This is a genomic window from Actinomycetota bacterium (genome assembly GCA_030682655.1).
Lineage (GTDB): Bacteria > Actinomycetota > Coriobacteriia > Anaerosomatales > JAUXNU01 > JAUXNU01.
This window is the reverse complement of sequence record JAUXNU010000028.1, coordinates 19,407-43,259: the sequence shown is the minus strand read 5'-3', so window position 1 is coordinate 43,259 and position 23,853 is coordinate 19,407. Positions and strand designations below refer to the sequence as shown.

The following is a 23,853-nucleotide window of genomic DNA, read 5'->3' as shown; positions in this document are numbered from 1 at the left end:
ACGGGTCTTCGAAGACCGCCTCCTGGCGCTCCTGGTCTGTCACGAAGTACGCGGACAGGAAGCCCTTGTCGAAGCGCATGCCCTCGGTCAGCTCAAGCTCGGTGCCGAAGGTGTTCGACTCCTCAACGGTGACGACGCCCTCCTTGCCGACCTTGTCGATCGCCTCTGCGATCAGTGCGCCGATCTCGGGGTCGCCGGCAGAGATGGATGCGGTGGCCGCGATCTCTTCCTTGGTCTCGATCTCCTTGGCGCCAGCGACGAGTGCCTCGATGACGGCCGCAGTGGCCTTCTCGATTCCGCGCTTGAGGCTGATCGGGTCTGCGCCAGCGGCGACGTTGCGAAGTCCTTCGCGAACGAGGGCCTGGGCGAGAACGACCGAGGTCGTGGTTCCGTCACCTGCGACGTCGTCGGTCTTCTTGGCGACCTCCTTGACGAGCTCCGCACCGATCTTCTCGAACGGGTCGTCGAGCTCGATCTCCTTGGCGATAGTCACGCCGTCGTTTGTGATGGTGGGTGCGCCGAACTTCTTCTCGAGCACCACGTAGCGGCCCTTGGGGCCGAGTGTGACCTTCACCGCGTCAGCCAGCTTGTTCACGCCGGTCTCGAGACCGCGGCGGGCCTCTTCGTCGAAACGAATCTCCTTAGCCATCTAAGGTATCTCCTCCTTCAGGGGAAACGGGTGGTGTGTCTAGTCGATGACGACCGCGATGATGTCGCGCTCGGCGTCGAGGATCTTGTACTCTACTTCGTCGATCTTGACCTCGGCACCGCCGTACTTCGAGAAGATGACGGTGTCGCCCACCTTCACGTCGATCGGCAAGCGAGCGCCGTCGTCGGTCAGCTTGCCCTCGCCTACGGCGATGACCTCGCCGCGCTGCGGCTTCTCCTTGGCGGTGTCGGGGATGAACAGACCGCTCTTGGTCTGCTCCTCGGCTTCCGCCGGCTTGACGATCACGCGATCGCCCAGTGGCTTCAGGTTCATGCCCTGCCCTCCTATGTCTTACATCAGCCGACAATTACCGAATGGATGAAGGGTGTCCTGTGTGAGAACCCCCCTGCGCCTACTCGTGCGAATGAGTATCTACCCCGTTTCGCAGTCGAGCAGCCGTGCTGCTAGCAGTCGAACAGTCCGAGTGCTAACAGAATCGAATTCTAATGGTCTGCTCGACGGCATGCAAGTGCTTCTATCAGGCATTTTGCCAAAGACGGTGAGCGAGTAGGACTTAGGCGTCTGAACCCGCTGATGCGTCGAGGCGCAAGCTCGCGAGGGCTTCCGCGTCGAGCTGCAAGCGCTCGCCTCGCCGCAGGCGATAGGTCCCCGCCGCAGCAATCATCGCGGCATTGTCTGTGCACAGCGCGAAGGGAGGCACAGAGAGGCGCACGCCCTTGGCCAGCAGGGCGTCACGCAGGGCATCTCGCAGTGCGACATTCGCGGCAACCCCGCCAGCCAGACAGAACTGCGTGACCCCGCATTCCTCGGCTGCGCGGACCGCCTTGGCAACCTGCACGTCGATCACTGCCGCCTGAAACGACGCGGCGAGGTCAGCCACATCGATCTCGCGACCGGCCTCCCGCTCGTGGCGGATGTGATTGATCACGGCGGTCTTGAGCCCCGAGAGCGAGAAGGCGTAGTCGCCCGAGTGCAGCATCGCCCGCGGGAAGGCGATGGCGGCCGGGTCACCTTGCGCGGCCAGCTTCGAGATCACCGGACCGCCCGGATAGCCCAGGCCAAGGACCTTGGCCACCTTGTCGAACGCCTCACCGGCCGCGTCGTCGAGCGTCTCGCCGAGGGTGTGGTAGACGCCCCACTCGGGCACGTGCACCAGTGACGTGTGCCCGCCCGAGACCACGAGGGCCACAAGCGGAGGCGCCACGGTCGGGTCGTCGAGCATGTTCGCGAAGATGTGTCCCTCGAGGTGGTTCACGCCGACAAGAGGCAAGCCGGTCGCCAGTGCCAACCCCTTCGCATACGCGACGCCGACCACGAGCGCCCCGATGAGCCCGGGACCGTACGTGACCGCCACCGCGTCGAGGTCCCGCAGTCCCACGCCCGCCTGCTCCAACGCCTCGTCAACGACGGCAACGATCGCCTCGGTGTGTTTGCGGCTAGCGATCTCGGGCACCACCCCGCCAAACCGGGCGTGGAAGTCCACCTGACTTGCGATCACGCTGGCCAGGAGGTCGTTGCCGCCTCGCATCACTGCTGCCGCAGTCTCATCGCAAGACGTCTCGATGGCGAGGACCAGCTCCTCACCGCGCCCGGCGCACTCTGCCGGGCCGACGAATCGTGCGAGCGACTCTTCTCCGCGCAGCTCCAGCTCCTCAAGTCGCGCCGCCTCGCCAGGCGAGGACATGTCGTCGCTCCACATGATCACGGCGTGCTCGCCGCTGTCCGCGTAGTAGCCATGCCGCACGCCAACGCTGCGCATTCCTGCCTGCTCGTACAGCGTCCGTGCGCGGCCATTGCGCTCGCGCACTTCCAGAGTCAGGTAGCGCGCGCCCATCTCACGGGCGCGCCGCACAAGCCGCACGAGCAGAGCCATCCCCAGCCCGCACCCCCGGCTGTCCGTCCGCATCGCCAGATTCATGATGTGCGCATCGTCCTCGACGAGCATGATCCCGCCATAGCCAAGGACGAACCCCTGCCACTCGAGAACCAGCCAAGCTCTCGACTCCACTTGCTCGAGTTCGTCTTCGAACATCCCACGCTGCCAGGGCGTCGAGAACGCCTGTGCTTCTATCGCGAGGACAGCATCGAGGTCGGCGGCTCGCATCTCTCTGATAAGCGCGCTCACAGCCCGTTCACTCCTCGCGGCCCGGCGACACCGGAGTCGGGAGTCATCTCAGGCGCGTTCCCGAGTGCCCGCAACTCGTTCTCCTCGGCATCTGAAAGCCGCGTGTACACGGGCAGCACGGCTCCAGGCTGCCCGTCGCCAAGGACTCCGCGTAGTCGCGCATCAGCATAGGCCGCAAGCAGTCCAACGCCTGCGGGAGTCCACATCGGGCGACCGGCGACCACGGCTCTCGAGCCGAGGGTCGCGCAGAACACGTCCTCGTACTTGCGCAAGCCGTTGCCGACCAGCACGAGCGGCTCGTCGACCGATTCCGCCCACATCTGTGCCGCTGCCACCGGACTCATGACCGTATCATCCGAAAGCCGCCTCACCTGCCCCGATGCCACGCGAAACAGCGCCGGGTAGACCTCGCCTCGCATCGCATCCCCCACCACGCCAAGGAGCCCGTCTGTCTCCGCGAACCGCCAGGCTATCGCGTCGAGGGTTCCCACGCCAAAGAGCGGTGCCCCGAGCCCGTGGGCGAACCCCTTGGCCGAGGAGACACCGATCCGCACACCGGTGAACGACCCCGGCCCGCGACCGACCACCACCTCCGCTATGTCGGAAGGCGTGAGGCCAGCCCTGACAAGCAGCTCCTGGGCGGCCGGGAGCAGCCGCCCAAGCGCCGCTCGCGGGGCCTCGAAGTCGCGGTCTGCGACGAGCTCCACGCGGTCCCCGGTTCGCTCCCCGAGAGCGAGCGCAACCTCCTCGGTGGCGGTATCCATCGCAAGGACGAAGGCGCTCATGCAGATTCCCCGTCCTCGGCGAGCACGCCGGGCAGCGCACGACAGGCCGCGATCCACGCCTGGGCAAGCTCGGAGGAGCGGGGCCCGGTGGGTGCCAGTTCGATTCTGCGTTCGTCATCGCCCTCGATCGAAATAGTCGCCGTGAGGCAGTCGACGGGAGCGGCCTCGGAGAACCGGTCTCCCCATTCGACGATCGAGACCCCGCCGGACTCTAGCGTCCCCCAGTAGTCGATGTCCTCGAGCTGGCCGGCGGTCTCCAGACGGTAGAGATCGAAGTGGTTGAGCGTCAGACGCCCGCGATGCACGAGCAGGATGTTGAAGGTCGGGCTCGTCACCGGTTCTTCAACGTCGAGGCCCTGGGCAACGCCCTTCGCAAGCGCTGTCTTCCCGGCGCCGAGATCGCCGGCGAGCAGCAGCACATCTCCAGCACGAAGGATCGCAGCCAGCGAACGGCCAGCGGCAATGGTCGCCGCAGCCGCTGTCGTTCGCATGCGCAGAACTGCCATCGAGTACCCTTCGAAGAGCGAGCCTTGGACGGGCTCGGAGGGAGCGGGGGTGTCGAGCAAGGCGCGCAGCTGCCGGAAGTCCTCGAACAGAACGTCGCGCTTCGTACGATCGTACAGCGCCGCCGCAGGATGGAATATCGGCATCACCGGAAACGCGCCGGCCTTCTGGACGGTGCCCCTCAGTCGCGTTATGCCGGTATCCATCTTGAGCACGAATCTCGTCGCGTAGTTGCCCAGCGTCACGATGACGCGAGGGTGGATCAGCCTGACCTGCTCGCGCAGAAACGGAGTGCACGTGTCGATCTCCTCGGCCAGAGGGTCCCTGTTGCCCGGAGGACGACACTTGAGGATGTTGGCGATGTAGACCTCCTGACGCCTCATACCTGCCGAAGAGAGCAGCTCGTCGAGCAGCTGCCCTGCGGCGCCGACGAACGGCTCGCCCCTCAGGTCCTCGCTTCGCCCGGGCGCTTCGCCGATGAACAACACGTCCGCACGGGGATCGCCCACGCCGAACACAAGCGTGGTGCGCGTATCGCCGAGCGGACACCTGTGGCAATCTCCGATGTGGGTGCGGAGATCGTCGAGGCTGTCGAAGCTCAGAGCCACGTGGTTACTTCCTCGAGCGGGCGGCGCGCAGGCTTGCCTGCGGACTCAGCAGAGTAGCCGATCGGCAGAACGGCTACCGGCGTGATGGGTTCCCCGACCCCGATAGCCTCGCGGACCGCCTTCTCATCGAACGCGCCGATCCAACACGAGGCGAGCCCCCGCTCCACCGCCGCGAGCAGTATGTGATTCGCCGCGGCGGCTGTGTCCTGGATGGCGTAGAGCATCTCCCCCCTCGAACCATAGCGGGCGGAACATGGCCGAGGATCGACGGAGACGACTATCACCACCGGCGCCGAAGTCGCCCATCGCTGGTGCAGCGCGCCCGCAAGACGTTCGCGCGCCTCAAGACTACGTACGACGGTGAATCTCCAAGGCTGGATGTTCCCGGCACTCGGAGCGCTCGTTGCGGCAAGCAGCAGCGCACGCACGTCAGACTCCGAAACGGCCTGCTTTGCATTGAAGTGGCGCACACTTCGGCGCCTGGCGACTACCTCGCTGAACTCCATCGACTACCTTTCGTGAGAGGATTGTGAACGCGCTATGAGAAGGTCTCGCCCCATTCTAAAACAAGGGATGCGTGTCAGCGCGGCGAACTGATGAGACGTAGGAGGTGAGTGTGAACAGTGAACAATCGACCTGACGTGACCGACGAAGATATCGGAATGCGCACGTTCCAGATACGCAAGGCCAAGGCGGTAGAACGCGCCGCCGAGCGCCTTCGGCAGGGACTCAAGGCCAGCTGGCAGGAGCTGACGACTCACGAGATCGAGGAACTCGAGTGGGTTCTCGGTGAACTGTGGGCCTACATCGCCCGGGACGACTGGGAGCACCTGCGTTTCGGGCTGCTGTCCATGCACGACCTGCGGGTGATTCTCGGCTTCGGCCGGGAGCTTCGCAAGCACTCCCGCAACGCTGTCGACGTCCTCAGTGATGTCGGAAGCGTGGTGCGCGCGAAGGGCTAGCTCGAGTGAAGGACTGATGCGGCACGGGGGGTGTCCGCAGAAGTAGAACGCCGTCGCGCAAGTGCGCGGCGGCGTTCGTGTCCCACAGGTTCCACATTGCTGACCGGGCTCCCACCCGGCTCATGCCGGGTGCTCCAGATTCGCAACCCCTGATTCGGGGCAAGCTTGTGGGGCGGTATCTGACACCCCCCGGTTGGCGACACCGCCCCACATTTCCAGCACAAGCGACCTGTCCCGCTCCGTTCCGGCGCGGGAACCAGTCTAGATGGCCTGTCGTTCGGCCTTCTTGCGCTCGATCTTCGCTTTGACCTTCTTGAGCCTGAACAGATCCTCTCGTGCGCGTTCGTCGAGCGTCTGTCGGATGTAGGCCACCTGCTCTCTCAGCTGCGGGACGGTGACCTGTTCGAGCGCGTTCACGCGACGGTTCGTCTTCTGGATCTCTTCGCCCAGTCGCTTAAGTCTCGTCTCGATATCCGCGTACTCGATGATGACATCCAGAATGCGCTCGAACTTGTCGGCAGTCTCGTCAACTCGTGAAGACACACCGGTGACCGAGTAGCCTCGGGTGAACGATGACTTGATCGGGCTCTCACCCTTCGTGACCACCGGGACCGACACGCCCATGATCTTCGTACCGGTCATGTCCACGACGATCTCGCCCTTCGTGGCCATGCCCGCAGATCGCAGCGCGACCGTGCCATCGACGGCCTTGGCAACCGCAAGCGAGTACTGCGCCTCGGACACCGACTTCTGGAGCGACTCAGACAGACGCAGCGTCTCGTCCATGACTCCCATGAACTCGATGAGAAGCGCATCGCGCTTCTGCTTGAGCAGGTCCATGCCCTGCTGCGCAAGCTGAATCTGCGATCTGCGTTCGAGTAGCTCTGACCGTGTTGGCCGGACTTCCTCCATGAGACCCCCTAGATGTCCCCGGATTGATCAGCGGCGTTCGGGTGGTATTTGGGAATGAAGTCTCTGACTCGCTTCAGTTCGCCCATCGGCAGACCCGCCATGAGCTCCCAGCTGATTGCCAGCGTCTCCTCGATCGAGCGACCCTCGTTGCCCTGTCCCACGATGCGAGACTCGAAATCATCTGCAAAGCGCAGGTAGCGGCGGTCCGTCTCGGACAGTGCTTCCTCGCCGACGATCGCGACGAGCTTGCGCAGGTCGCGTCCTTGAGCGTAGGCGGCGTAGAGCTGGTTCGCGACGGCGCGGTGGTCTTCGCGTGTCTTGCCTTCGCCGATACCCAGGTTCATGAGCCGCGACAAGCACGGCAGGGTATCGATCGGCGGGAACACACCACGGCGGTGCAGATGGCGCGAGAGCACGATCTGTCCCTCGGTGATGTAGCCGGTGAGGTCCGGGATCGGGTGCGTGATGTCGTCGTCCGGCATCGAGAGAATCGGCAGCTGCGTGACCGAGCCCTTACGGCCCTTGATGCGGCCCGCGCGCTCGTAGATGGTCGAGAGATCCGTGTACATGTAGCCGGGATAGCCCCGGCGACCCGGAACCTCTTCGCGAGCCGTGGAGACCTCGCGCAACGCCTCACAGTAGTTCGTCATGTCCGACAGAACGACGAGAACCTGCAGATCCTTCTCGAACGCCAGGTACTCGGCAACCGTCAACGCGCACTTGGGCGTAAGCAACCGCTCGACCGTGGGGTCGTCGGCCAGGTTCAGGAAGAACACGACGCGCTCAAGCGCACCCGTGGACTCGAACTGCTCCATGAAGAAGGATGCTTCGCGGTGGGTGATGCCCATCGCGCCGAACACGATGGCGAACTCCTCGCCGGACTTGACGCGTGCCTGCCGGATGATCTGCGCGGCAAGCTCGTTGGCCGGAAGACCGGAGCCCGAGAAGATCGGAAGCTTCTGCCCGCGCACCAGCGTGTTCAGTCCGTCGATTGCGGAGATACCGGTCTCGATGAAGTCAGCCGGCTTCTCACGGGAGTACGGATTGATCGGCGAGCCGGTGATGTCCAAACGCGCCTCGGGGATGATCGGGGCGCCGCCGTCGATCGGCTTGCCGACACCGTTCAGAACACGGCCAAGGAGGTCCGATGAGACCGCGATTCGCGCGACCTCCTCCAGGAACCGCACCTCGGTCGCGTCCACGTCGATACCCTGTGTGCCCTCGAACACCTGGATAACAGCGATGTCACCCGATATCTCAAGGACCTGGCCGCTACGGCGCGAACTGTCGGGCATGCGGATTGCGACCATCTCGTTGTACGCAACCCCGTGCACGTTGTTCACGAAGATGAGCGGACCTGTCACGTAACTGATCGTGCGGTAGTCGGTGGAGACGAGAGATATCTTCTCCTCCGGGGATGTCACGGTTTCCTGTGCCACTTAGTACACCTCGATCCCTGCGATGTCTTCGGCGAGCTTGCTGGCAAAGGTAGACATCATCTCCAATGCCTCTTCGTGCGGCGTGGTCTTGATGCCCGCTATCTCGTCCTTGATCGGCAGCTCGAGGATCTGGCGCAGGGAGACGCCGCGGTTGAGTGCGGCGTTCGCTGCATCGTGGAACGCCATGATCGTCTTGAGCATCATGAACTGCTTCTTGGGCGGGCAGTAGGCGTCGACCTCGTCGAACGCGAACTGCTGCAGGAAGTCCTCGCGCAGCATGCGCGCGACTTCCAGAATGATCTTCTCTGATTCCGGCAGTGCGTCCGGACCAACGAGCTGCACGATTTCCTGAAGCTCCGTCTCCTTCTGGAGGATGAACATCGCGCGTTCGCGGATCGGCTGCCAGTCCTCGGCAACGTTGGCCTCGAACCAGGGCCGAATCTGCGCGGTATAGAGCGTGTAGGACTTCGTCCAGGAAATGGCCGGGAAGTGACGCCTGTGCGCAAGCGACGTGTCGAGCGCCCAGAACGCACCGGTAACCCGGAGTGAGTTCTGCGTCATCGGTTCGGACATGTCACCGCCGGCCGGTGAGACTGCGCCGACCATGGTGACGGATCCGACTCGCTCGTCGGAACCGAGCGCCTGCACGCGGCCCGAACGCTCGTAGAAGGCCGCAAGTCGCGTAGCAAGGTAGGCCGGGTAGCCTTCCTCTCCAGGCATCTCTTCGAGTCGCCCCGACACCTCGCGAAGGGCCTCGCCCCAGCGAGAGGTTGAATCCGCCATCATCGCGACGCTGTAACCCATGTCCCGGTAGTACTCAGCGAGAGTGGCGCCGACGTAGATAGACGCCTCGCGCGCGGCAACCGGCATGTTCGACGTGTTGGCGACGAGCACGGTGCGATCCATGAGCGGAGCGCCCGTCTTGGGGTCCTCGAGTTCGGGGAACTCGGTGAGAACCTCCGTCATCTCGTTGCCGCGCTCGCCGCAGCCGACGTAGACGATGATGTCCACGTCCGCCCACTTGGCCAAGGACTGCTGAGTGACCGTCTTGCCCGTTCCGAAACCGCCAGGGATGATGGCGTTGCCACCCTGGGCAATCGGGAAGAACGTGTCAAGGATCCGCATCCCAGTCAGGAACGGCGTCCCCGGATCGAGCTTGCGCGCATACGGGCGGCCTTGGCGAACAGGCCACCACTGCGACATCTTGAGCTCCGTGCCGTCAGCGAGGGTCGCTATGACCTCGTCGACGTTGTAGTCGCCCTCCGACTTGATGGAGGCGATGATCCCGGATATCTTCGGCGGCACCATCACGCTATGGATGACCGTTTGCCCCTCGGGCACCGTACCCAGGATCTCGCCTGGTCCCACGTCCGTGCCCGCAGTAACGGTAGGCGTGAAGTGCCACTTCTTCGTGCGATCGAGCGCGGACGCAACGGTACCGCGCTCGATGAAGTCGCCTGACTCCGCGATGACAGGCAGCGGACGCTGCACGCCATCGTAGATGGACGACAGCAGCCCCGGACCCAGCTCCACCATCAGCGGAGCGTCGGTCGACTCGACCAGGGCACCTACCATCAAGCCCGAGGTGTCTTCGTACACCTGAATCGTCGCGCGGTCGCCCTCCAGGCGAATGACCTCACCCATGAGGCCGTCCTGGCCGACGCGCACGACGTCGTACATCTTCGCGCCGGTCATACCGCCAGCGGTGACGACCGGTCCTGTGATTCTTGCAATGGTCCCGACAATCATCAGATCAGCCTCGCCTCAGAGTGATGTCAAAGCCTATCGCTCTCCTGATCAGGCGCGACAGGTACGCCCGGTGATCCTCGCCGACCTCGAGCTTCTCCCGGATCGGGAGCGAGATGACGATGGGTCGATAGATAGAATCGATCTTTCGCTGTGTGCGTTCGTCTATCACAGCCATCATGCGCTCGTTCACGGCGATGATGCCGCTCGACTCATCGTCGATAAGCGCGCTGAGCTTCTTGCGCGCAAGATCACTTGAGTCGGCGACTTCAACATCCACCCCTGCCAGGCGGAATCCATCGGCGGTGTCCGAGTCTGTGAGGACTACGAGCTTATACAAGGATCAGCTCTCCCCTCACACGGTCCACGGGCATGCCAACCGACTTGCCCTTCACGATGATCCGCAGGTTCGTGATCTCGTTCTGCTTCGCCCACAAGTAGGCGATTACGACCCCGATCCCTAGCGGATCCCCTGTTCCGTATGTCAGCGCCTTGCGCACGAGGTAGTCTTCGAGCGCACGCTCGAACACCGCAATGGTGTTCGTCTCCAAATAGTGAAGCGACACGTCGTCCAGTGTCTTGCCGTACGGCGTGCCGCGCAACCGGTCGAGCACTTCGTCGATGTCGGACATATGACCCAGCTCCCGATAGAGCTCCTTGCCCACGTCCCGCCCGCCCTCGAGGAAGAACGTCTCGACGTTGACGGACTCCATGTCCGCCTTCTGCAGACGGAACACCATCACGAGGTTCAGGATATCTACCTGGATGCCCAGTAGGCGCTTCGCCATCTGGACGTTGTTGCTGCGACGAACGAGCCGAGCGGCCGCCCAGCCGGTGAAATAGCGGTCCATCGCCAACTCGAGATCGGCAAGCTCACCGCTGCGCATGTACTCCGCATACCCCTCACGCATGGCACTCGCAAAAGGCAGTCCCCACGTAGCCGCCGTGTCGACGACTCCGCGGATGTCCCCCATCGACGATAGCGCCTCAAGATCGATCTGCGTCAGGTAGCCGGCAGGCAGCAGCCCCTCGTTGATCTCCGCGGTGCTCAACTGCATGTGCTTGCCACGCAGGATCGTCTTGATGTTGAAGACGTCCCACCTGCCAAGCAGCGTTGCCAGAATGTACGCTGCCTCCTCATTCAGGAAGCCGAAGACTTTCCGGAACGTACGCACCATGTTGTTCTTGAGCGCCTCGTCGACCGCAGCCGCGTCCCGCCCGCGGATGAGGGCCTCTTCAAGATCTGGTCCGTACTCCGTGTCGGACAGGTCCTGAATCAGGTTGCCGATCTCTGGAGCCGCAATCAGGCTGTCCAGGAATACTCGATCAAGCAGCCGCGACTTCATTCCGCGAATGCGGGCGTTCGAGTACCCGTAGTCCTTGCCGCCAGGGGACGCTTTGCGGGTTGTGGATGCGCCAGAACTCATGAGAACAGAATCTCCGCGACATCGGACTGTATGGATGGCTCAACCTTCTCGAGCCGATCCTCGAGGGTATTGCGGCGCATGATCCGGCCTTCCGCCATGCGAATGATGACGCCACCCGAGGACGTGATCTCGGACTTGATCTCGGCATTGATGCCCAGATCGGCGAACGTCGAAGCGGCAATCCCGGCGTCTGCCGGATCGACGAGCGCATCGAGCTCTCCTTCGACACCGGCGGCCGCCTCCTCGACGAGCGCGCGAAGAATCGCCGCGTAGTTGCTCGAAGAACGGACCTTGCCCAGCTCTTCCAGCGCCGCCTTGAAGGCGTCTGCCACGGCCTGCTGCTTGACGGCCGCCACGCGCTTCTTGCTCTCGAGCTTAGCGGCATTGACCGACTGCATCGCCTTCTGGCGCGTGACACGCTCGGCATCTTCGATCCGGCCTTCGCGTATCGCTTCCGCCTGATCGCCCGCCTCGCTAATGATGGCGTCAGCCTGGTCCCGGGCGCTCCCCACTATCTGGTCGCACTCCTGATCAGCCTGCACCTCAAGCGCTCTGAAGATATCTTCAAGTGCCATGTGTACGGTTCCTTCCGCGGTTCGCGATTCGAGTGCGGCGTAATCTGCTAGCCGCCGCTAATCATGATCGCGGAAACGAAACCGAGCAGAACGATAATCTCCGGAAGCGCCTGGAGCGTGATGATCCAGATTGCAACCTCAGGGCGCTCAGCGAGTGTTCCTGCGCCAGCGGAGCCGATCTTGGCCTGCGCATAGCCTGCACCCAGAGCGGACAGACCCATAGCCAGACCTGCGGCAAGAGCCCTGCCGACGTTCGTCTGCCAATCCGCGGGCGCCGCTGCGGCAGCTTCCTCTGCCAGAGCGATTGCGGGGATCAGCATGGTCAGCACGAATGTGCTGCCAAACACCCACCTTGCGAGCCGATTCTTGATCATGCGCTCTTTTCACCTCCGGTTTTCGTGAATGGCTTGTACTGCTGCTTGCCAGTCTCGTAGAACTTCCCAAAGAACTCCAGGAAGTTGAGACGCAAAGCATGAATGGCGGGGCTGAACGCGCAGATGATGAAGTTCAGCCCGTGAAGCAGGATGGCGATGATCGCAGCAAGGGCGATATTGCCGGTGCTCGCGACGATCTTGTTGATCGCGTCCGCGAAGATCGCGCCGGCCAGGCCGACCGCCATGATACGTATGTAGCTCGCCATGCCTGTGAATGCCTCGAGTGTCTCAATAGCACCCATGACGCCGCCGCCACGTATCGCGAAGATGAAGCCGCCGAATGCGATAGCCGCGAATATGAGCTGACCCCATGTCGCCAATTCGCCGAGCACACCTGCGGACATGCCCAGGCCGACCGCAATGAGTATGGCCAGGATGAGTGTGAGGATGCCGCCCTTCTCGTACAGGTGCTTCTTGTGCTTCATCTTCACGGCATTGACAACGCCAAGCACCAGGCCGAAGAGCACATGCACGACACCAACCGCGACGGCGATGTACATGAACTCCTTGACGAGCACCGTCCTGTGGAACGGCAAAGCGATCCCCGCAACCTTGATGTTCTCCACCCAGCCCAGATAGTGACCGAGCAGATCACCGAAGAACTCCGCGTATAGGATGCCGAACGCGAGCACCATGGTGGCGGCCGGTCCGAGAATCGACGTGGCCAGCTGGATGCTCGGATTGTCACGGAACTTCATGCGCAACCACACGACGATGCCAAGCATGACCAGACCGTAGCCCAGGTCTCCGACGATCATGCCGAAGAACAGGGGGTAGAAGACGAACAGCATCCACGTCGGATCGATCGTGCCGTAGCGAGGCATGCCGTATACGCCCAGGAGGAACTGGAAGGGCTCGAGAGCCTTCGCATTCTTGAGCGCGACCGGCGTCTCCGCGTACTCCTCTTCGCGGATCGCGGTCTGCTCGATGATCACGTCGTCGCGCCATTTCTCGGTGACCATCCTCCGCAATGCGCCGACTTCTGCAACGGGCATCCAGCCCGTAACGACGAACGCATACTCAGTGCGACCGAACATCGGAATGGCACTGATCTGCTCGACCTTGTCGATCAGCACGTCGCGAATCGTGGTTAGCTTCAGCTGCCACTTGTTGGACATCAGCTCAAGCTCTGTCGAAATCTCTCCCAGGTCCGTCGGCAACTCCTTGCGGCGTTCCTTCAGCGTGTCATACGCCATGTCGAAGGGCATGCCGTCAAACTCATTGGGGAGGCGGATCTGGTTGACATTCTCCATAGCCAGGAACTTGTGCACCGGCTCGGAGTAGTTCTTGTTGAAAACGACGATGGCCGCCGTGGTGTCCTCATCGACATCGGTGGACACGATCTCGCACTGCTTCTTGGTGAGCTTGTCGAGCTCCTCCTTGAGCTGCTCGAGAGCGGCCTTGTAGCGGCGCTCAACGAGGAGGGCCACCGATTCGTAGTTGCCGGTGGTCACGATCTGCTTGGCCAGAGGCTGGATCTTGTGAAGAATCGGCTCGTACCGGGCGAGCAACGAGAGCTCGGACTCGATGGCGGTGTGACTCGTTGCCAGGGCCGCCGTGCGGTCTTCGACCTCTCCGATGACTCCGGATATCTCAACGGCGAGCTCATCGGCGTCGAGGTCGTAGAGGCGATCGTACTCGGCTCGCTTGGCAGCTGTGTCTACCTTGAAATCGTCGCGGTGAAGCGCCTTGAGGATCGCACGTACGCGGATGAGCATGTCATCCATGCGCTCCTTGTCCCCCTGCTGCTTCTCGAAAACCTCCATCCGATCCAGCGGCAACTCGCCGGACTGGATCTTCCGCGAGAGATCCTCGATATGAAGCTTGCCTTGCTCGTGTACAAGACTAACGACGTCGAAGAACAGGTTCTTCGGGCCGATAATCTCTACCTTTGCCATGGGAACGAGCACTCGCGACACCCCCCTCGGGTCATTCTGTTATGGCCCCGTTTGAGAAAGCAGACGTCCCTACACTTCCGTAACACTATTGACGATAAACGTGACCGCTCTGCCGGAGCGGTCAGCGATACTCTTCTTCACTGTCTCGATCTCGACATCCGCGTCAGCCTTGATCTGCTCGATCTCTGCCTCTACTTCGACGAGAACCTTTGCGCGGTGTTCCTCGGCCAGAACACCGGCTTCGTCCTCCGCCTTGGACGTCATCTCGACAGCCTTCTTGCGTGCCGAAGCGACGATACTCTCAGCCTCGCTCTTGGCAGCCAGGACACGACCAGAGATCGCCATCTCTTTCTCGCGAATCAGATGCAGCGGCGAGTTGGCATCATGGCTGAGCGTTTCCTGATGGAACTGGATATCCTCGAGGACCTTCTCGTCCACGTTTGTAACCCCCTGTCATGCGGGCCTCGGGCATCATTGCAAGCGCACGTAGCATATACGTGCGTTAAGGGTAGTTTTCGACAGGTCGGAAGAGGCTTCCTGCAATTTCGTGTGAATGGATTCTCGCTACCCGAAGTGCGCAAACGAAGAACCGCCTATGCTGAGGAAACCGTGCCGGACTGAGACCGCCGGTATGCGCGACCCATGCGCATCCCGAACGCACACGCTGTCTCGTAGTTGATGGTCCCGGCCTGCACCGCGTAGTCATCCATGGTCAGCGTGACACCACCCTGCTCGCCAACGATCACGACGTCCTCACCAGGGGTTACGCCGAGGTCACGCGGGACTTCTATCATCACCTGGTCCATCGTGATACGGCCGATCTGCGGGCACCGCACGCCCTTGATCAACACCTCGAGCTTGTTCGATGCGGCACGGTGCAGCCCATCCGCGTACCCGAGGGGCACGGTAGCGATAGCGACGGGCGCCGCAGTGCGATATGTCACACCGTAGCTCACGCCCTCGCCCATGCCGACGTGCTTCACGAACGAGACCTGTGCCTTCACGGACATGGCCGGTTGCAGATCGATCCGTCCGTACGTGGACTGAGATGGATGCAAACCGTAGAGAGCTATGCCGCATCGGACCATGTCCATGTGAGTCTCGGGATGCAGAATCGTGGCCGCGCTGTTTGCACTGTGCACGATGCCGGGATCGACCCCGTCTGTCCGCATCTGCTCCAGCGCGATCGCGAAGCGCTCGAGCTGTCGCTCGAAGTCCCAGTCGCCCGGTACGTCAGCGGTCGCGAAGTGCGTGAAAGTACCTTCGTGGCACAAGCCGGGGAAGTCCTTGAGTCCTGCGGCGAACTCCGCAGCCTCCTCGGCACGCACGCCTATGCGGTTCATGCCGGTATCGACCTTGAGGTGGAACCGCGCCTCGGTGCCCGCTGAGGCGGCCGCGCGTCCAAGCGCAACAGCGAATGGACGCGAGGTGACTGTCGCCACCACATCGTGCGCCACGACCAGATCGACCGCGGACGCGGGTGGCTCGGACAGGATGTGCAACGGCGACGCGATGCCCGCTTCACGAAGCTCGACGGCTTCTTCGACGGTAGCGACGGCGAGCCGATCGGCTCCGGAAGCGAGGACCGTCCGTGCGACCGGGATCACTCCGTGACCGTAGGCGTCCGCCTTCACGACCGCCATGAAGAGCGTGCCCGGACGCGTCAGCCCCCCCAGTCCGCGCACATTGTGCGAAACAGCCTCGAGGTCGATCTCGACACGCGCGTAGCGCCGATAGTCCATGGGAGGACTACTCCTGCACCAGAAGCGAGCGAACCACGTCCGACTTGCTGATGATACCCACGAGCTTGTCCCCGTCGAGCACCGGCAGCCGGCTCACGTCGCGATCTACGAGCAGCGTGGCAGCGTCCTCCACGGGTGCCTCGGCCTGCACTGTAAGGGGATCGGTAGTCATGACAGCGCGGACGTCGGCCGCGACCGCCTTCTTGAGTTCGCGTTCGAAGCGCGCAGTGGCCGGCGGATACATGATGAACCCATCAAGCAGGTGGATGTAGGTCGGGAACTCCAGCCGTACGTCCTGCATGATGAGATCGCCTTCGGTCACGATGCCGATGAGCGCGCCGTCTTCGACGACCGGCAGGGCGCCGATACGCTTCTCCACCATGAGTCTTGCGACATCCGTCACCGTCATGTCCGGGGTGATGGTCACGGGGTCGGGCGTCATGATGTCGCGCACCTTCAGATCAGCCATGTTCTCCTCCATGCCCTGTCACGAGCGCTGTCCTGTCGTATGTCATACCCGCTGGAGTACCCTACTCCTCGCCGACGAGCTCCTTCACCGCGAGCGGCAGATACGCCGGCACGTCCTCGGCGATCACGCACGGTGCTCCGAGAATGTTCGCGGCATGGTCACCGGCTCGTCCATGCAGGTATGCGCCGAGAGCCCCGGCCTCAAGGGGCTCGAGTCCCTGCGCGAGCAACGCTCCGATCATGCCCGCAAGCACGTCACCCGTGCCGGCCGTAGCAAGCGCCGGCCCACCGGCCATCGTGACGATCTGCCTTCCGGCCCCGCTCACGATCGTTCGCGCGCCCTTGAGCACGCACGCGCAGCGCGAGCCCGTCAGACGCGCGCCCGCACCCAGTCTATCCCACTGAACCTGAGCCGGCGTCATTCCCAGCAGACGCGCCGCTTCGCCCGGGTGCGGTGTGATCACTGTAGGCGAAGAGCGGGCGGTCAGCGCATCGGTCGCGTAGACAAGCGCATTGAGGCCATCAGCATCGACCACCAGCGGCAACTGCAGCTCGTTCACGAGGTTGCGGGCCACGAGCACGGCCCCGTGGGCTACCGTGAGACCGGGGCCGAGCACGACCGCGTCGTACTCCTTGGCCATGTCGAGGACCTCCTCGGTCACCCGCGACGCGAGCGTGCGCGAGGGGTTCTCGGGCAGACCGACCACGACTGCCGAGGAGAGCTTCGTCTGCATGATGTGGGCGACGGACTCCGGGACCGCCAGGGTCACATAGCCGGCCCCCATGCGCTGCGCGCCCATCGCCGCCAGCGCAGCAGCGCCTGGAAACGCCCCCGAGCCCGCGACGATCAGCACGCGGCCAAGCTCGTTCTTGTGAGTGTCCGTCTGCGGGCAGGGCATGAGTGAGCGGTAGTCGTCCATGCCCCACAGCTCGAGATCTCCAGCTTCGCCAAGGAGTTCCCATGGTATTCCGATATCGGCTACGCGCACGTCTCCCGCATGCTCCGCGCCGGGGTGCACCAGCAGGCCGACCTTCGGGGAGGAGAACGTGACGGTGATATCTGCTTGCACGCAATGTGCGTCGGCGCGGCCGGAATCCGCCTCGACACCGGAGGGGATGTCAACGGCGATGACAGAAGCGCCAGACGCATTCGTCGCATCGATCCAAGACGCGTAGGGTTGGCGCGGCGAACCGGTGAGTCCTATGCCGAACATCGCGTCCACGATCACCGCATAGCCCACGAGCGCGTCGGCTTCCATCTCCTCGTCGCCGACCACGCTCACCGCGACACCACCTGCAGTCGCCTCGGCTGCCATGATTGCGGGGAGTCCTTCGAGTGCTTCGGGAGCCATGCGTGTGAAGACCCGAGTCGGCCGATTCCGGGCTGCAAGCTCGCGGGCTGCCACCCATCCGTCTCCGCCGTTGTTGCCCATACCCGCAAGAATCGCGATCGCGCCGTACGGGACGCGCGTTTCAATCTCCCGGGCGACCGCCGCACCCGCACGTCGCATGAGATCTTCGAGTATCAATCCGACCTCGGCGACGGCGCGCTCCTCAGCACGTCTGGCGGCCGACTCGGTAAGTGCATAGATCACGGTCTCAAGTCCCCTCGGTTGGCTCCTGTTCCGCGTCGGGGTCTTCCCCCGACCCGGCCGCGCCCATCTCGTCGAGCATCGCCCGCGCTTCCTTGAAGGATGCCGCAATCTCCGCCATCGGGTCGAGCGGAATCTCCCGGGGCTTGAGACGGTGATCGGCCGTGATAGCGACGGCCGACGCCACAGCGGTGGAATGCGTGAAGCTGAGCGAGAGATGCATCTCTATGACGCCGCGCTCCTCGGCGACCTCAGCCGCCCGTCCCAGCAGAACAGGAACCGGACGTCCGGAGTCATCGCGAGAGACCTCCACGTCACGAAAGCGCATGCCTGCGAAGCCGGTGCCCAGGGCTTTGAGGACCGCCTCCTTGGCGGCAAAACGCATCGCGTAGTGGATCTCGGGCTTGTTGCGCTTGTCGCAGTACGCGCATTCGTCCTCGGAGAACAGGCGCTCTCTCATCTGCGGATGCCGACGCAACGCGTCCCGCATCCGATCGATCTCCACGATGTCTACGCCGAGGCCCCGGATGGACATGGCTACTCCACCGTCACGGACTTCGCAAGGTTGCGCGGCTGGTCGACGTTGCAGTCGCGAAGCTTCGCTATGCGGTATGCCAACACCTGAAGCGGAATGGTCGCCGGTATGGCCGAAAGCAACTCGGGAGTCGCCGGGATGCGGAGCACGTGCTCCGCATGACAGCAAATGTCGTCGTCACCATGGGTGGCAACCGCGATCACCTCGGCACCTCGCGCCCTTACCTCCTGTATGTTGCTGATGACCTTCTCGTAGGTATGCCCCTGGGTGGCGATGACGACGACGGGGACGTCCTCGGTGATGAGAGCGATCGGCCCGTGCTTCATCTCCCCGGCAGCATACGCTTCAGCGTGGATGTAGCTGATCTCCTTGAGCTTGAGTGCGCCCTCCATCGCCACGGGCATGCCGATGCCCCTGCCAAGGAAGAGCGTGGAGTAGACGCCCGTGTACTGAGCGGCGCATTCGTCGATGGTTCTCAGGTCGCCAAGGATCGCCTCGACGACATCGGGGATGTTGCTCAGACCCTCCCAAAGGGACTCGATACGTTCATCCGAGAGCGCCCCCCTGACCTGGGCGAGCTTGAGAGCCAGCACGTTCAGTGCGGCGATCTGTGCCGTGAAGGTCTTCGTAGCGCAGACGCCGATCTCCGGACCGGCGTGGGTGTAGATCACGCCGTCCGACTCCCTGGTCACGCGAGAACCCACTACGTTCGTGATCGCGATGACCTTCGCTCCACGCGCGCGAGCCTCTCGAACACCGGCAAGCGTGTCTGCCGTTTCTCCTGACTGGGAAATCGCCACGACGAGCGTCTCATCGTCAACGATCGGGTCCGCATAGCGAAACTCGCTCGACACCTGCACTTCAACCGGAATGCGGGCCCACGTCTCAATCAGGATCTTGGCGACGATACCTGCATGGTAGGAGGTGCCACACGCAAGGATGAAGACGCGGTTGATCGAGGAGATCTGCTCCCTGGTCATCTGGAGTTCCGAGAGCTGAATCATGCCATCTGTGCCCATGCGGCCGCGTAGCGTCTCTCGGATCGCCTTCGGCTGCTCGTAAATCTCCTTCAGCATGAAATCCTCGAAGCCACCCTTCTCCGCGGCATCGAGATCCCATTCCACGTGCAGCATCTCAGACTCTACCGGCGCACCGTCGATATCGACCACGGTCACGCCGGCCGAGCTGACCGTTGCGATCTGCTCGTCCTCGAGCACAAGTACCTCGCGCGTGTACTCGAGCACGGCCGGGATGTCGCTCGCGACGATGTTCTCTCCGTCCCCGACCCCGATGATGAGAGGCGAGTCCTTGCGCGCGGCCACGACGGTCTGCGGATCGTCCAGGTGCACGACACCCAGAGCGTAGCTTCCCTCAAGGCGTTTCATCGCCCGCGCAACCGCCCGGGCAAGATCACCGTCAAAGTGGGCTTCTACGAGATGGGCGATGATCTCGGTGTCCGTCTCGGATCGCAGGATGTGGCCCGCTTGCGCCAGTTCCTCCCGTAGCTCGACGTAGTTCTCGATGATGCCGTTGTGTACGACCGCGATACGACCCCTGCAGTCGATGTGCGGGTGTGCGTTCTCCTCGCTCGGGCGCCCGTGGGTCGCCCACCGTGTGTGCCCGATACCCACCGATCCCTCGATGGGCGAGGCCTTCAGTGCCTTGGTGAGGTTCTCGAGCTTGCCGACGCGCCGGGCGACGCTCAGAGTACCGTCCCCGATGATCGCAACGCCCGCAGAGTCATAGCCTCGATACTCAAGTCGCGAAAGCCCGCCAAGGAGGACCTCACTCGCCTGGCGCGGCCCAGCGTAGCCTACGATTCCACACATTGTCTGTCCGATACCTTTCAGTCATCAGACGCGCGAGACGCGCGCCGGGCACAAGCTGTTCGATGTCGTACGGCAAAAACGACCGCCGTGCGTGGGGCACATGAGGCCCCGCATGAAGGGGGATACCGGTCCGATACCGCTTTGTCTCCGCAGTCGCCCGCGGGTTTTGTCGGTACCGTCACGACTCCGGTCGAGCCGGAGAGCCATCCGCCGAACCGTTCGATAGACTCTCTCCTCGTCGACTGACGCGCGCACCGCCAGTCCTGGCGCTTTGTGAAGCAGCCAGCTCCCCGGGCATCTCCTTCCGCCGTCGGCCAGTGCGCTCGCCTGTTGGCGCAGATTATACCAGCCAAGGAGAGGTCCTTGAGGCGGCCGCCGGACTTCACGAGTGATTGTGGCCCAGATAGCGCTAGGTCAGCTCCGCCTGCACCACATCGACAATGCGCTGAACCACCGCTTCGGCGGTCGCCTCGTCCTCGGCTTCCGCCATCACACGCACGAGCGGTTCGGTCCCCGATGCGCGCACGAGCACGCGCCCCGCCAAGCCCAGCTCGCTCTCGGCGTCGTGCACCGCCTTGGAGACGGCCCCACTGGTCGCAAGCAGGTTCTTGTCCCTCACCGGAACGTTCACCAGCACCTGGGGGAAGCGACGCATGACCCCGCGCAGCTCGGAAAGCGGAAGAGCCTGCTCGCGCATGATGGACGCAAGCTGCAGAGCGGTCACCAAGCCGTCGCCTGTGGTGTTGTGCTCCATGAAGATGATGTGCCCGGACTGCTCCCCGCCAAGGACCGCGCCGGAAGTCTGCATCTGCTCGAGCACGTAGCGGTCGCCCACCTTCGTCTTGATGACGTTGATTCCGCGCTCACGCATGGCCACTTCGAAGCCGAGGTTGCACATCACCGTGCTGACCACAGTGTCGTTCGCGAGCGTGCCTTCGTCCTTCATGTGAGCCGCACAGATCGCCATGATCACGTCGCCGTCGGCTTCCCTGCCGGTCTCGTCGACAGCGAGCACGCGGTCGGCGTCGCCGTCGTGGGCGATTCCCAGGTCGACCTCGTGGCTCGCAACGAGCTCCTGCAGCGGACCGAGGTGCGTCGAGCCGCATCCTTTGTTGATGTCGGTTCCGTCCCAGTCGCAGTTGGTCGCGATAACCCTCGCCCCCAACTCCTTGAGTGCTGGAACGGTCGCGACGGCGGCGGCGCCGTGACCACAGTCCACCGCTATCGTGAGTCCTTCGAGGTCGCTGTCGACCGTCTCGACGGCATGCGCGATGTAGCGCCGAACCGCATCTTCGATTGCGCGCACACGGCCAACGGAACCGCCGATGGGCCGCTCCCACAGGCGCTCTGCCAGCACGAAGCTCTCGATCTCGTCCTCAAGCTCGTCGGGAAGCTTGAAACCCTCTCGCGAGAAGAGCTTGATCCCGTTGTGCTCCGCGGGGTTGTGAGACGCGCTGATCACAACGCCCCCGTCCGCCTCCAGCGTGCGCGTCATCAGAGCCACCGCCGGAGTCGGAACGATCCCGCACACCAGCGCGTCAGCCCCTCCCGAGCAGATTCCGGCCACCAGCGCCGCCTCGAGCATGTCGCCGCTTCGGCGGGTATCCCTGCCGACGACGATCTTGCCGCGCCCTTTCTCGCCAAGGAAGTGTCCTGCGGCTTCACCGAGCCGGAACACCAGCTCCGGCGTCAAGTCCGCATTTGCGACACCACGCACCCCGTCCGTTCCGAACATGCGCGTCATGGACGTGTGACCCCCTGTCAATGCACAAGGCCCGCCGCGAGGGCGGGCCTTGGCGGTTTCCTGGTCCCCGCAGGTACTAGCGCTTGGAGAACTGCGGGCGCTTGCGGGCCTTCTTCAGGCCGTACTTCTTGCGCTCGACCATACGCGGGTCGCGGCGCAGCAGGCCGGCCTTCTTGAGCTCGCCGCGATACTCGTCTCCGGCGTCAAGAAGTGCACGCGCGATGCCGTGACGCAGCGCTCCGGCCTGTCCGGAAACGCCGCCGCCGTGGATTTTCGCGATAACGTCAAAACGACCGGAAGTCTCTGTGACCCTGAAGGGCTGCTCGACGTAGTTGACGAGAGCCTCGCGGCCGAAGTAGTCCGCAGCCGAACGGCTGTTGATGGTGATCGTTCCTTCGCCCGGCATGATGCGCACGCGGGCAACGGACGTCTTGCGGCGTCCCGTGCCGTGGTAGATCGCCTTGTTCTCTGCCATGCGCTAACCCTCCAGGGTGATCTGACGGGGCTTCTGGGCGGCGTTGCGGTGATTGGGCCCGGCATAGACCTTCAGCTTCTTGCCCATCGCACGTCCCAGTGTGTTCTTGGGAAGCATGCCCTTGACTGCCTTCTCGATGACCCGCTCGGGGTGCTTCTCGAGCATGACGGAAATCGGGACTTCCTTGAGGCCACCCGGGAAACCGGAATGACGGTAGACGATCTTGTCATCCATCTTGTTTCCTGTGAGCCGGACCTTCTCTGCATTGATCACAACGACGAAATCGCCCACATCGATGTGGGGCGTGTACTGCGGCTTGCGCTTCCCCTTCAGGATCTGGGCGATCTCGCTCGCGAGCCGACCCAGCACCATGTCGGTAGCGTCGACGAGCAGCCACTCGCGCTCGACTTCACCGGCCTTGGCATAGTACGTCTTCAATGGTCCTCCAAACAGCAGAAACTGGGTGTTCGCAGAAGGCTTCACGGGGCCTTGAAACGAACCCTTATACTTTAGCCACCGCCCCACCACGCGTCAACACTAACACGCCACCGGGCGTATCCACCCAGCCAAAGAAACGGCTACGACTCACTCCGACTACAGCCAGACCTCATCAGGATAGTCCACGTGCCAAAGCGTCAAACCGTGAGCGGGGGCGGTCGGACCGGCGGCAACGCGGTCTCGCGCCGAGAGCACTTCGGCTACCCACCCCTCCTCACTGCGGCCGGCGCCAACCTCGACCAGCGTGCCCACCATCACCCGAACCATTGAGTGCAGGAACGCGTTGCCTACTACACGGACGACAACGCAGTGCTCGCCAAGCTCCTCGGCGGGTAGTACTTCGACAAGCTCGACGTGGCGCACGGTGCGCTTGCCTTCGGCGCTCTCGGTAGCGCAGAAGGATCGGAAGTCGTGCTCGCCCACCAGCGCGTCGGCCGCCCGCCGCATCGCACGAAGCTCGAGGGGCACCTTCGGCCACCAGGCGAGGTCCCGCAGAAAGAGCGGGGGCACGGGACCGGGCACAATACGGTAGCGATACTCACGAGACACTGCATCGAAGCGGGCGGAAAACCCGGGATCTGCCTCGCGAACCTCGCGCACGACGACATCTGGTCCGGCCAAGGCGTTCAGCGAACGAGCCAACGCGTGCGTGTCTACCTCGTGATCCGATGGCACATCGAAACTCACGACCTGGCCCAAGGCATGCACGCCGGCGTCGGTCCGCCCGGCACCGACAATCTCGATGTCGCAGCGCAGAACCGTGCGCAACGCGGTCTCGATACGTCCCTGCACCGTATCGAGGCCGGGCTGCCGGGCGAAGCCGGCGAAGCGGGCACCGTCGTAGGACACTGTGATAGCGATCGTCTTGCCCCCCACGGTCCCTCC

The 23,853-nt window shown here is 63.3% G+C and carries 25 protein-coding genes and 1 pseudogene; 1 reads left to right on the top strand and 25 read right to left on the bottom strand.

The window, feature by feature from the left end:
- From Q8K99_01680 to Q8K99_01650, 7 genes and pseudogenes are all read right to left on the bottom strand, one after another.
- Window positions 1-649, bottom strand: a 649-nt coding sequence (locus tag Q8K99_01680) for a TCP-1/cpn60 chaperonin family protein (protein MDP2181265.1), incomplete at its 3' end; no start/stop codon positions are given.
- Between the two features lie 39 nt (window positions 650-688).
- The gene (gene groES, locus Q8K99_01675) at window positions 689-982 is read right to left on the bottom strand and encodes a co-chaperone GroES (protein MDP2181264.1); all 294 of its coding nucleotides are present in this window, start codon (window positions 980-982) and stop codon (window positions 689-691) included.
- Between the two features lie 241 nt (window positions 983-1,223).
- Complete coding sequence (gene tsaD / locus Q8K99_01670; GenBank protein MDP2181263.1) at window positions 1,224-2,795, bottom strand: tRNA (adenosine(37)-N6)-threonylcarbamoyltransferase complex transferase subunit TsaD; 1,572 nt, start codon at window positions 2,793-2,795, stop codon at window positions 1,224-1,226.
- Window positions 2,792-3,580 (bottom strand): tRNA (adenosine(37)-N6)-threonylcarbamoyltransferase complex dimerization subunit type 1 TsaB, encoded by a 789-nt coding sequence (gene tsaB, locus Q8K99_01665; GenBank protein ID MDP2181262.1) that lies wholly within the window; start codon window positions 3,578-3,580, stop codon window positions 2,792-2,794. The genes tsaD and tsaB overlap by 4 nt, the downstream gene beginning before the upstream one ends.
- Window positions 3,577-4,071, bottom strand: coding sequence for a tRNA (adenosine(37)-N6)-threonylcarbamoyltransferase complex ATPase subunit type 1 TsaE (gene tsaE, locus Q8K99_01660; protein MDP2181261.1), 495 nt, complete (start codon window positions 4,069-4,071; stop codon window positions 3,577-3,579). Before tsaE ends, tsaB begins: the two co-directional genes overlap by 4 nt.
- Before the next feature lie 81 nt (window positions 4,072-4,152).
- Window positions 4,153-4,692, bottom strand: a pseudogene (locus tag Q8K99_01655) (uracil-DNA glycosylase).
- Window positions 4,683-5,198, bottom strand: coding sequence for a nitroreductase family protein (locus Q8K99_01650; protein MDP2181260.1), 516 nt, complete (start codon window positions 5,196-5,198; stop codon window positions 4,683-4,685). The pseudogene Q8K99_01655 and the gene Q8K99_01650 overlap by 10 nt, the downstream one beginning before the upstream one ends.
- A 117-nt stretch (window positions 5,199-5,315) precedes the next feature.
- Here Q8K99_01650 and Q8K99_01645 point away from each other — a divergent pair, with 117 nt between their 5' ends.
- The gene (locus Q8K99_01645) at window positions 5,316-5,654 is read left to right on the top strand and encodes a hypothetical protein (GenBank protein MDP2181259.1); all 339 of its coding nucleotides are present in this window, start codon (window positions 5,316-5,318) and stop codon (window positions 5,652-5,654) included.
- 261 nt (window positions 5,655-5,915) lie between these two features.
- On the opposite strand, the gene Q8K99_01640 is transcribed toward Q8K99_01645, so the two are convergent.
- The 18 genes from Q8K99_01640 to truA form a co-directional block, all read right to left on the bottom strand.
- The gene (locus tag Q8K99_01640; GenBank protein ID MDP2181258.1) at window positions 5,916-6,566 is read right to left on the bottom strand and encodes a V-type ATP synthase subunit D; all 651 of its coding nucleotides are present in this window, start codon (window positions 6,564-6,566) and stop codon (window positions 5,916-5,918) included.
- A gap of 8 nt (window positions 6,567-6,574) precedes the next feature.
- Window positions 6,575-8,005 (bottom strand): V-type ATP synthase subunit B, encoded by a 1,431-nt coding sequence (locus tag Q8K99_01635; GenBank protein ID MDP2181257.1) that lies wholly within the window; start codon window positions 8,003-8,005, stop codon window positions 6,575-6,577.
- Window positions 8,006-9,754, bottom strand: a complete 1,749-nt coding sequence (locus Q8K99_01630; GenBank protein ID MDP2181256.1) for a V-type ATP synthase subunit A — start codon at window positions 9,752-9,754, stop codon at window positions 8,006-8,008.
- Window positions 9,755-9,758: 4 nt separating this feature from the next.
- A complete protein-coding gene (locus Q8K99_01625) occupies window positions 9,759-10,091 on the bottom strand; it encodes a V-type ATP synthase subunit F (protein ID MDP2181255.1) in 333 nt (110 codons plus the stop codon).
- Complete coding sequence (gene ahaC / locus Q8K99_01620) at window positions 10,084-11,178, bottom strand: ATP synthase A1 subunit C (protein ID MDP2181254.1); 1,095 nt, start codon at window positions 11,176-11,178, stop codon at window positions 10,084-10,086. Before ahaC ends, Q8K99_01625 begins: the two co-directional genes overlap by 8 nt.
- Window positions 11,175-11,753 (bottom strand): V-type ATP synthase subunit E, encoded by a 579-nt coding sequence (locus tag Q8K99_01615; protein ID MDP2181253.1) that lies wholly within the window; start codon window positions 11,751-11,753, stop codon window positions 11,175-11,177. Before Q8K99_01615 ends, ahaC begins: the two co-directional genes overlap by 4 nt.
- Window positions 11,754-11,800: 47 nt before the next feature.
- The gene (locus tag Q8K99_01610) at window positions 11,801-11,980 is read right to left on the bottom strand and encodes an ATPase (GenBank protein MDP2181252.1); all 180 of its coding nucleotides are present in this window, start codon (window positions 11,978-11,980) and stop codon (window positions 11,801-11,803) included.
- Between the two features lie 143 nt (window positions 11,981-12,123).
- The gene (locus Q8K99_01605; protein ID MDP2181251.1) at window positions 12,124-14,085 is read right to left on the bottom strand and encodes a V-type ATPase 116kDa subunit family protein; all 1,962 of its coding nucleotides are present in this window, start codon (window positions 14,083-14,085) and stop codon (window positions 12,124-12,126) included.
- A 69-nt stretch (window positions 14,086-14,154) separates the two neighbouring features.
- The gene (locus Q8K99_01600; protein MDP2181250.1) at window positions 14,155-14,523 is read right to left on the bottom strand and encodes a V-type ATPase subunit subunit G family protein; all 369 of its coding nucleotides are present in this window, start codon (window positions 14,521-14,523) and stop codon (window positions 14,155-14,157) included.
- 155 nt (window positions 14,524-14,678) lie between these two features.
- On the bottom strand, window positions 14,679-15,827 hold the full coding sequence (gene alr, locus Q8K99_01595; GenBank protein MDP2181249.1) for an alanine racemase: 1,149 nt from the start codon (window positions 15,825-15,827) through the stop codon (window positions 14,679-14,681).
- Window positions 15,828-15,834: 7 nt separating this feature from the next.
- Window positions 15,835-16,296: a CBS domain-containing protein gene (locus tag Q8K99_01590; GenBank protein ID MDP2181248.1), complete on the bottom strand. Its 462-nt coding sequence runs from the start codon at window positions 16,294-16,296 to the stop codon at window positions 15,835-15,837.
- A 61-nt stretch (window positions 16,297-16,357) separates the two neighbouring features.
- Window positions 16,358-17,890 (bottom strand): NAD(P)H-hydrate dehydratase, encoded by a 1,533-nt coding sequence (locus Q8K99_01585; GenBank protein MDP2181247.1) that lies wholly within the window; start codon window positions 17,888-17,890, stop codon window positions 16,358-16,360.
- A 4-nt stretch (window positions 17,891-17,894) separates the two neighbouring features.
- Entirely contained in the window at window positions 17,895-18,422 is a 528-nt protein-coding gene (locus tag Q8K99_01580) for a holo-ACP synthase (protein MDP2181246.1), read from the bottom strand.
- A gap of 2 nt (window positions 18,423-18,424) precedes the next feature.
- A complete protein-coding gene (glmS, locus tag Q8K99_01575; GenBank protein ID MDP2181245.1) occupies window positions 18,425-20,251 on the bottom strand; it encodes a glutamine--fructose-6-phosphate transaminase (isomerizing) in 1,827 nt (608 codons plus the stop codon).
- A gap of 409 nt (window positions 20,252-20,660) precedes the next feature.
- Window positions 20,661-21,995 carry a phosphoglucosamine mutase gene (gene glmM / locus Q8K99_01570; protein MDP2181244.1) on the bottom strand — a complete coding sequence of 445 codons (1,335 nt, stop codon included), beginning with the start codon at window positions 21,993-21,995 and terminating at the stop codon, window positions 20,661-20,663.
- A 76-nt stretch (window positions 21,996-22,071) separates the two neighbouring features.
- Window positions 22,072-22,470, bottom strand: coding sequence for a 30S ribosomal protein S9 (gene rpsI, locus Q8K99_01565; GenBank protein ID MDP2181243.1), 399 nt, complete (start codon window positions 22,468-22,470; stop codon window positions 22,072-22,074).
- Window positions 22,471-22,473: 3 nt separating this feature from the next.
- Complete coding sequence (rplM, locus tag Q8K99_01560) at window positions 22,474-22,908, bottom strand: 50S ribosomal protein L13 (protein MDP2181242.1); 435 nt, start codon at window positions 22,906-22,908, stop codon at window positions 22,474-22,476.
- A gap of 156 nt (window positions 22,909-23,064) precedes the next feature.
- Window positions 23,065-23,844: a tRNA pseudouridine(38-40) synthase TruA gene (gene truA / locus Q8K99_01555; GenBank protein MDP2181241.1), complete on the bottom strand. Its 780-nt coding sequence runs from the start codon at window positions 23,842-23,844 to the stop codon at window positions 23,065-23,067.
- Window positions 23,845-23,853 lie beyond the last annotated feature (9 nt).

What these genes read in the sequence shown, in the direction of transcription:
- tsaE (MDP2181261.1), bottom strand. Translation starts at nt 4,071, where the DNA reads ATGCGAACGACAGCGGCTGCGGCGACCATTGCCGCTGGCCGTTCGCTG.
- Q8K99_01615 (MDP2181253.1), bottom strand. Translation starts at nt 11,753, where the DNA reads ATGGCACTTGAAGATATCTTCAGAGCGCTTGAGGTGCAGGCTGATCAG.
- Q8K99_01650 (MDP2181260.1), bottom strand. Translation starts at nt 5,198, where the DNA reads ATGGAGTTCAGCGAGGTAGTCGCCAGGCGCCGAAGTGTGCGCCACTTC.
- groES (MDP2181264.1), bottom strand. Translation starts at nt 982, where the DNA reads ATGAACCTGAAGCCACTGGGCGATCGCGTGATCGTCAAGCCGGCGGAA.
- ahaC (MDP2181254.1), bottom strand. Translation starts at nt 11,178, where the DNA reads ATGAGTTCTGGCGCATCCACAACCCGCAAAGCGTCCCCTGGCGGCAAG.
- Q8K99_01605 (MDP2181251.1), bottom strand. Translation starts at nt 14,085, where the DNA reads ATGGCAAAGGTAGAGATTATCGGCCCGAAGAACCTGTTCTTCGACGTC.
- Q8K99_01590 (MDP2181248.1), bottom strand. Translation starts at nt 16,296, where the DNA reads ATGGCTGATCTGAAGGTGCGCGACATCATGACGCCCGACCCCGTGACC.
- tsaB (MDP2181262.1), bottom strand. Translation starts at nt 3,580, where the DNA reads ATGAGCGCCTTCGTCCTTGCGATGGATACCGCCACCGAGGAGGTTGCG.
- rpsI (MDP2181243.1), bottom strand. Translation starts at nt 22,470, where the DNA reads ATGGCAGAGAACAAGGCGATCTACCACGGCACGGGACGCCGCAAGACG.
- Q8K99_01580 (MDP2181246.1), bottom strand. Translation starts at nt 18,422, where the DNA reads ATGTCCATCCGGGGCCTCGGCGTAGACATCGTGGAGATCGATCGGATG.
- glmS (MDP2181245.1), bottom strand. Translation starts at nt 20,251, where the DNA reads ATGTGTGGAATCGTAGGCTACGCTGGGCCGCGCCAGGCGAGTGAGGTC.
- alr (MDP2181249.1), bottom strand. Translation starts at nt 15,827, where the DNA reads ATGGACTATCGGCGCTACGCGCGTGTCGAGATCGACCTCGAGGCTGTT.
- glmM (MDP2181244.1), bottom strand. Translation starts at nt 21,995, where the DNA reads ATGACGCGCATGTTCGGAACGGACGGGGTGCGTGGTGTCGCAAATGCG.
- Q8K99_01630 (MDP2181256.1), bottom strand. Translation starts at nt 9,754, where the DNA reads ATGATTGTCGGGACCATTGCAAGAATCACAGGACCGGTCGTCACCGCT.
- Q8K99_01640 (MDP2181258.1), bottom strand. Translation starts at nt 6,566, where the DNA reads ATGGAGGAAGTCCGGCCAACACGGTCAGAGCTACTCGAACGCAGATCG.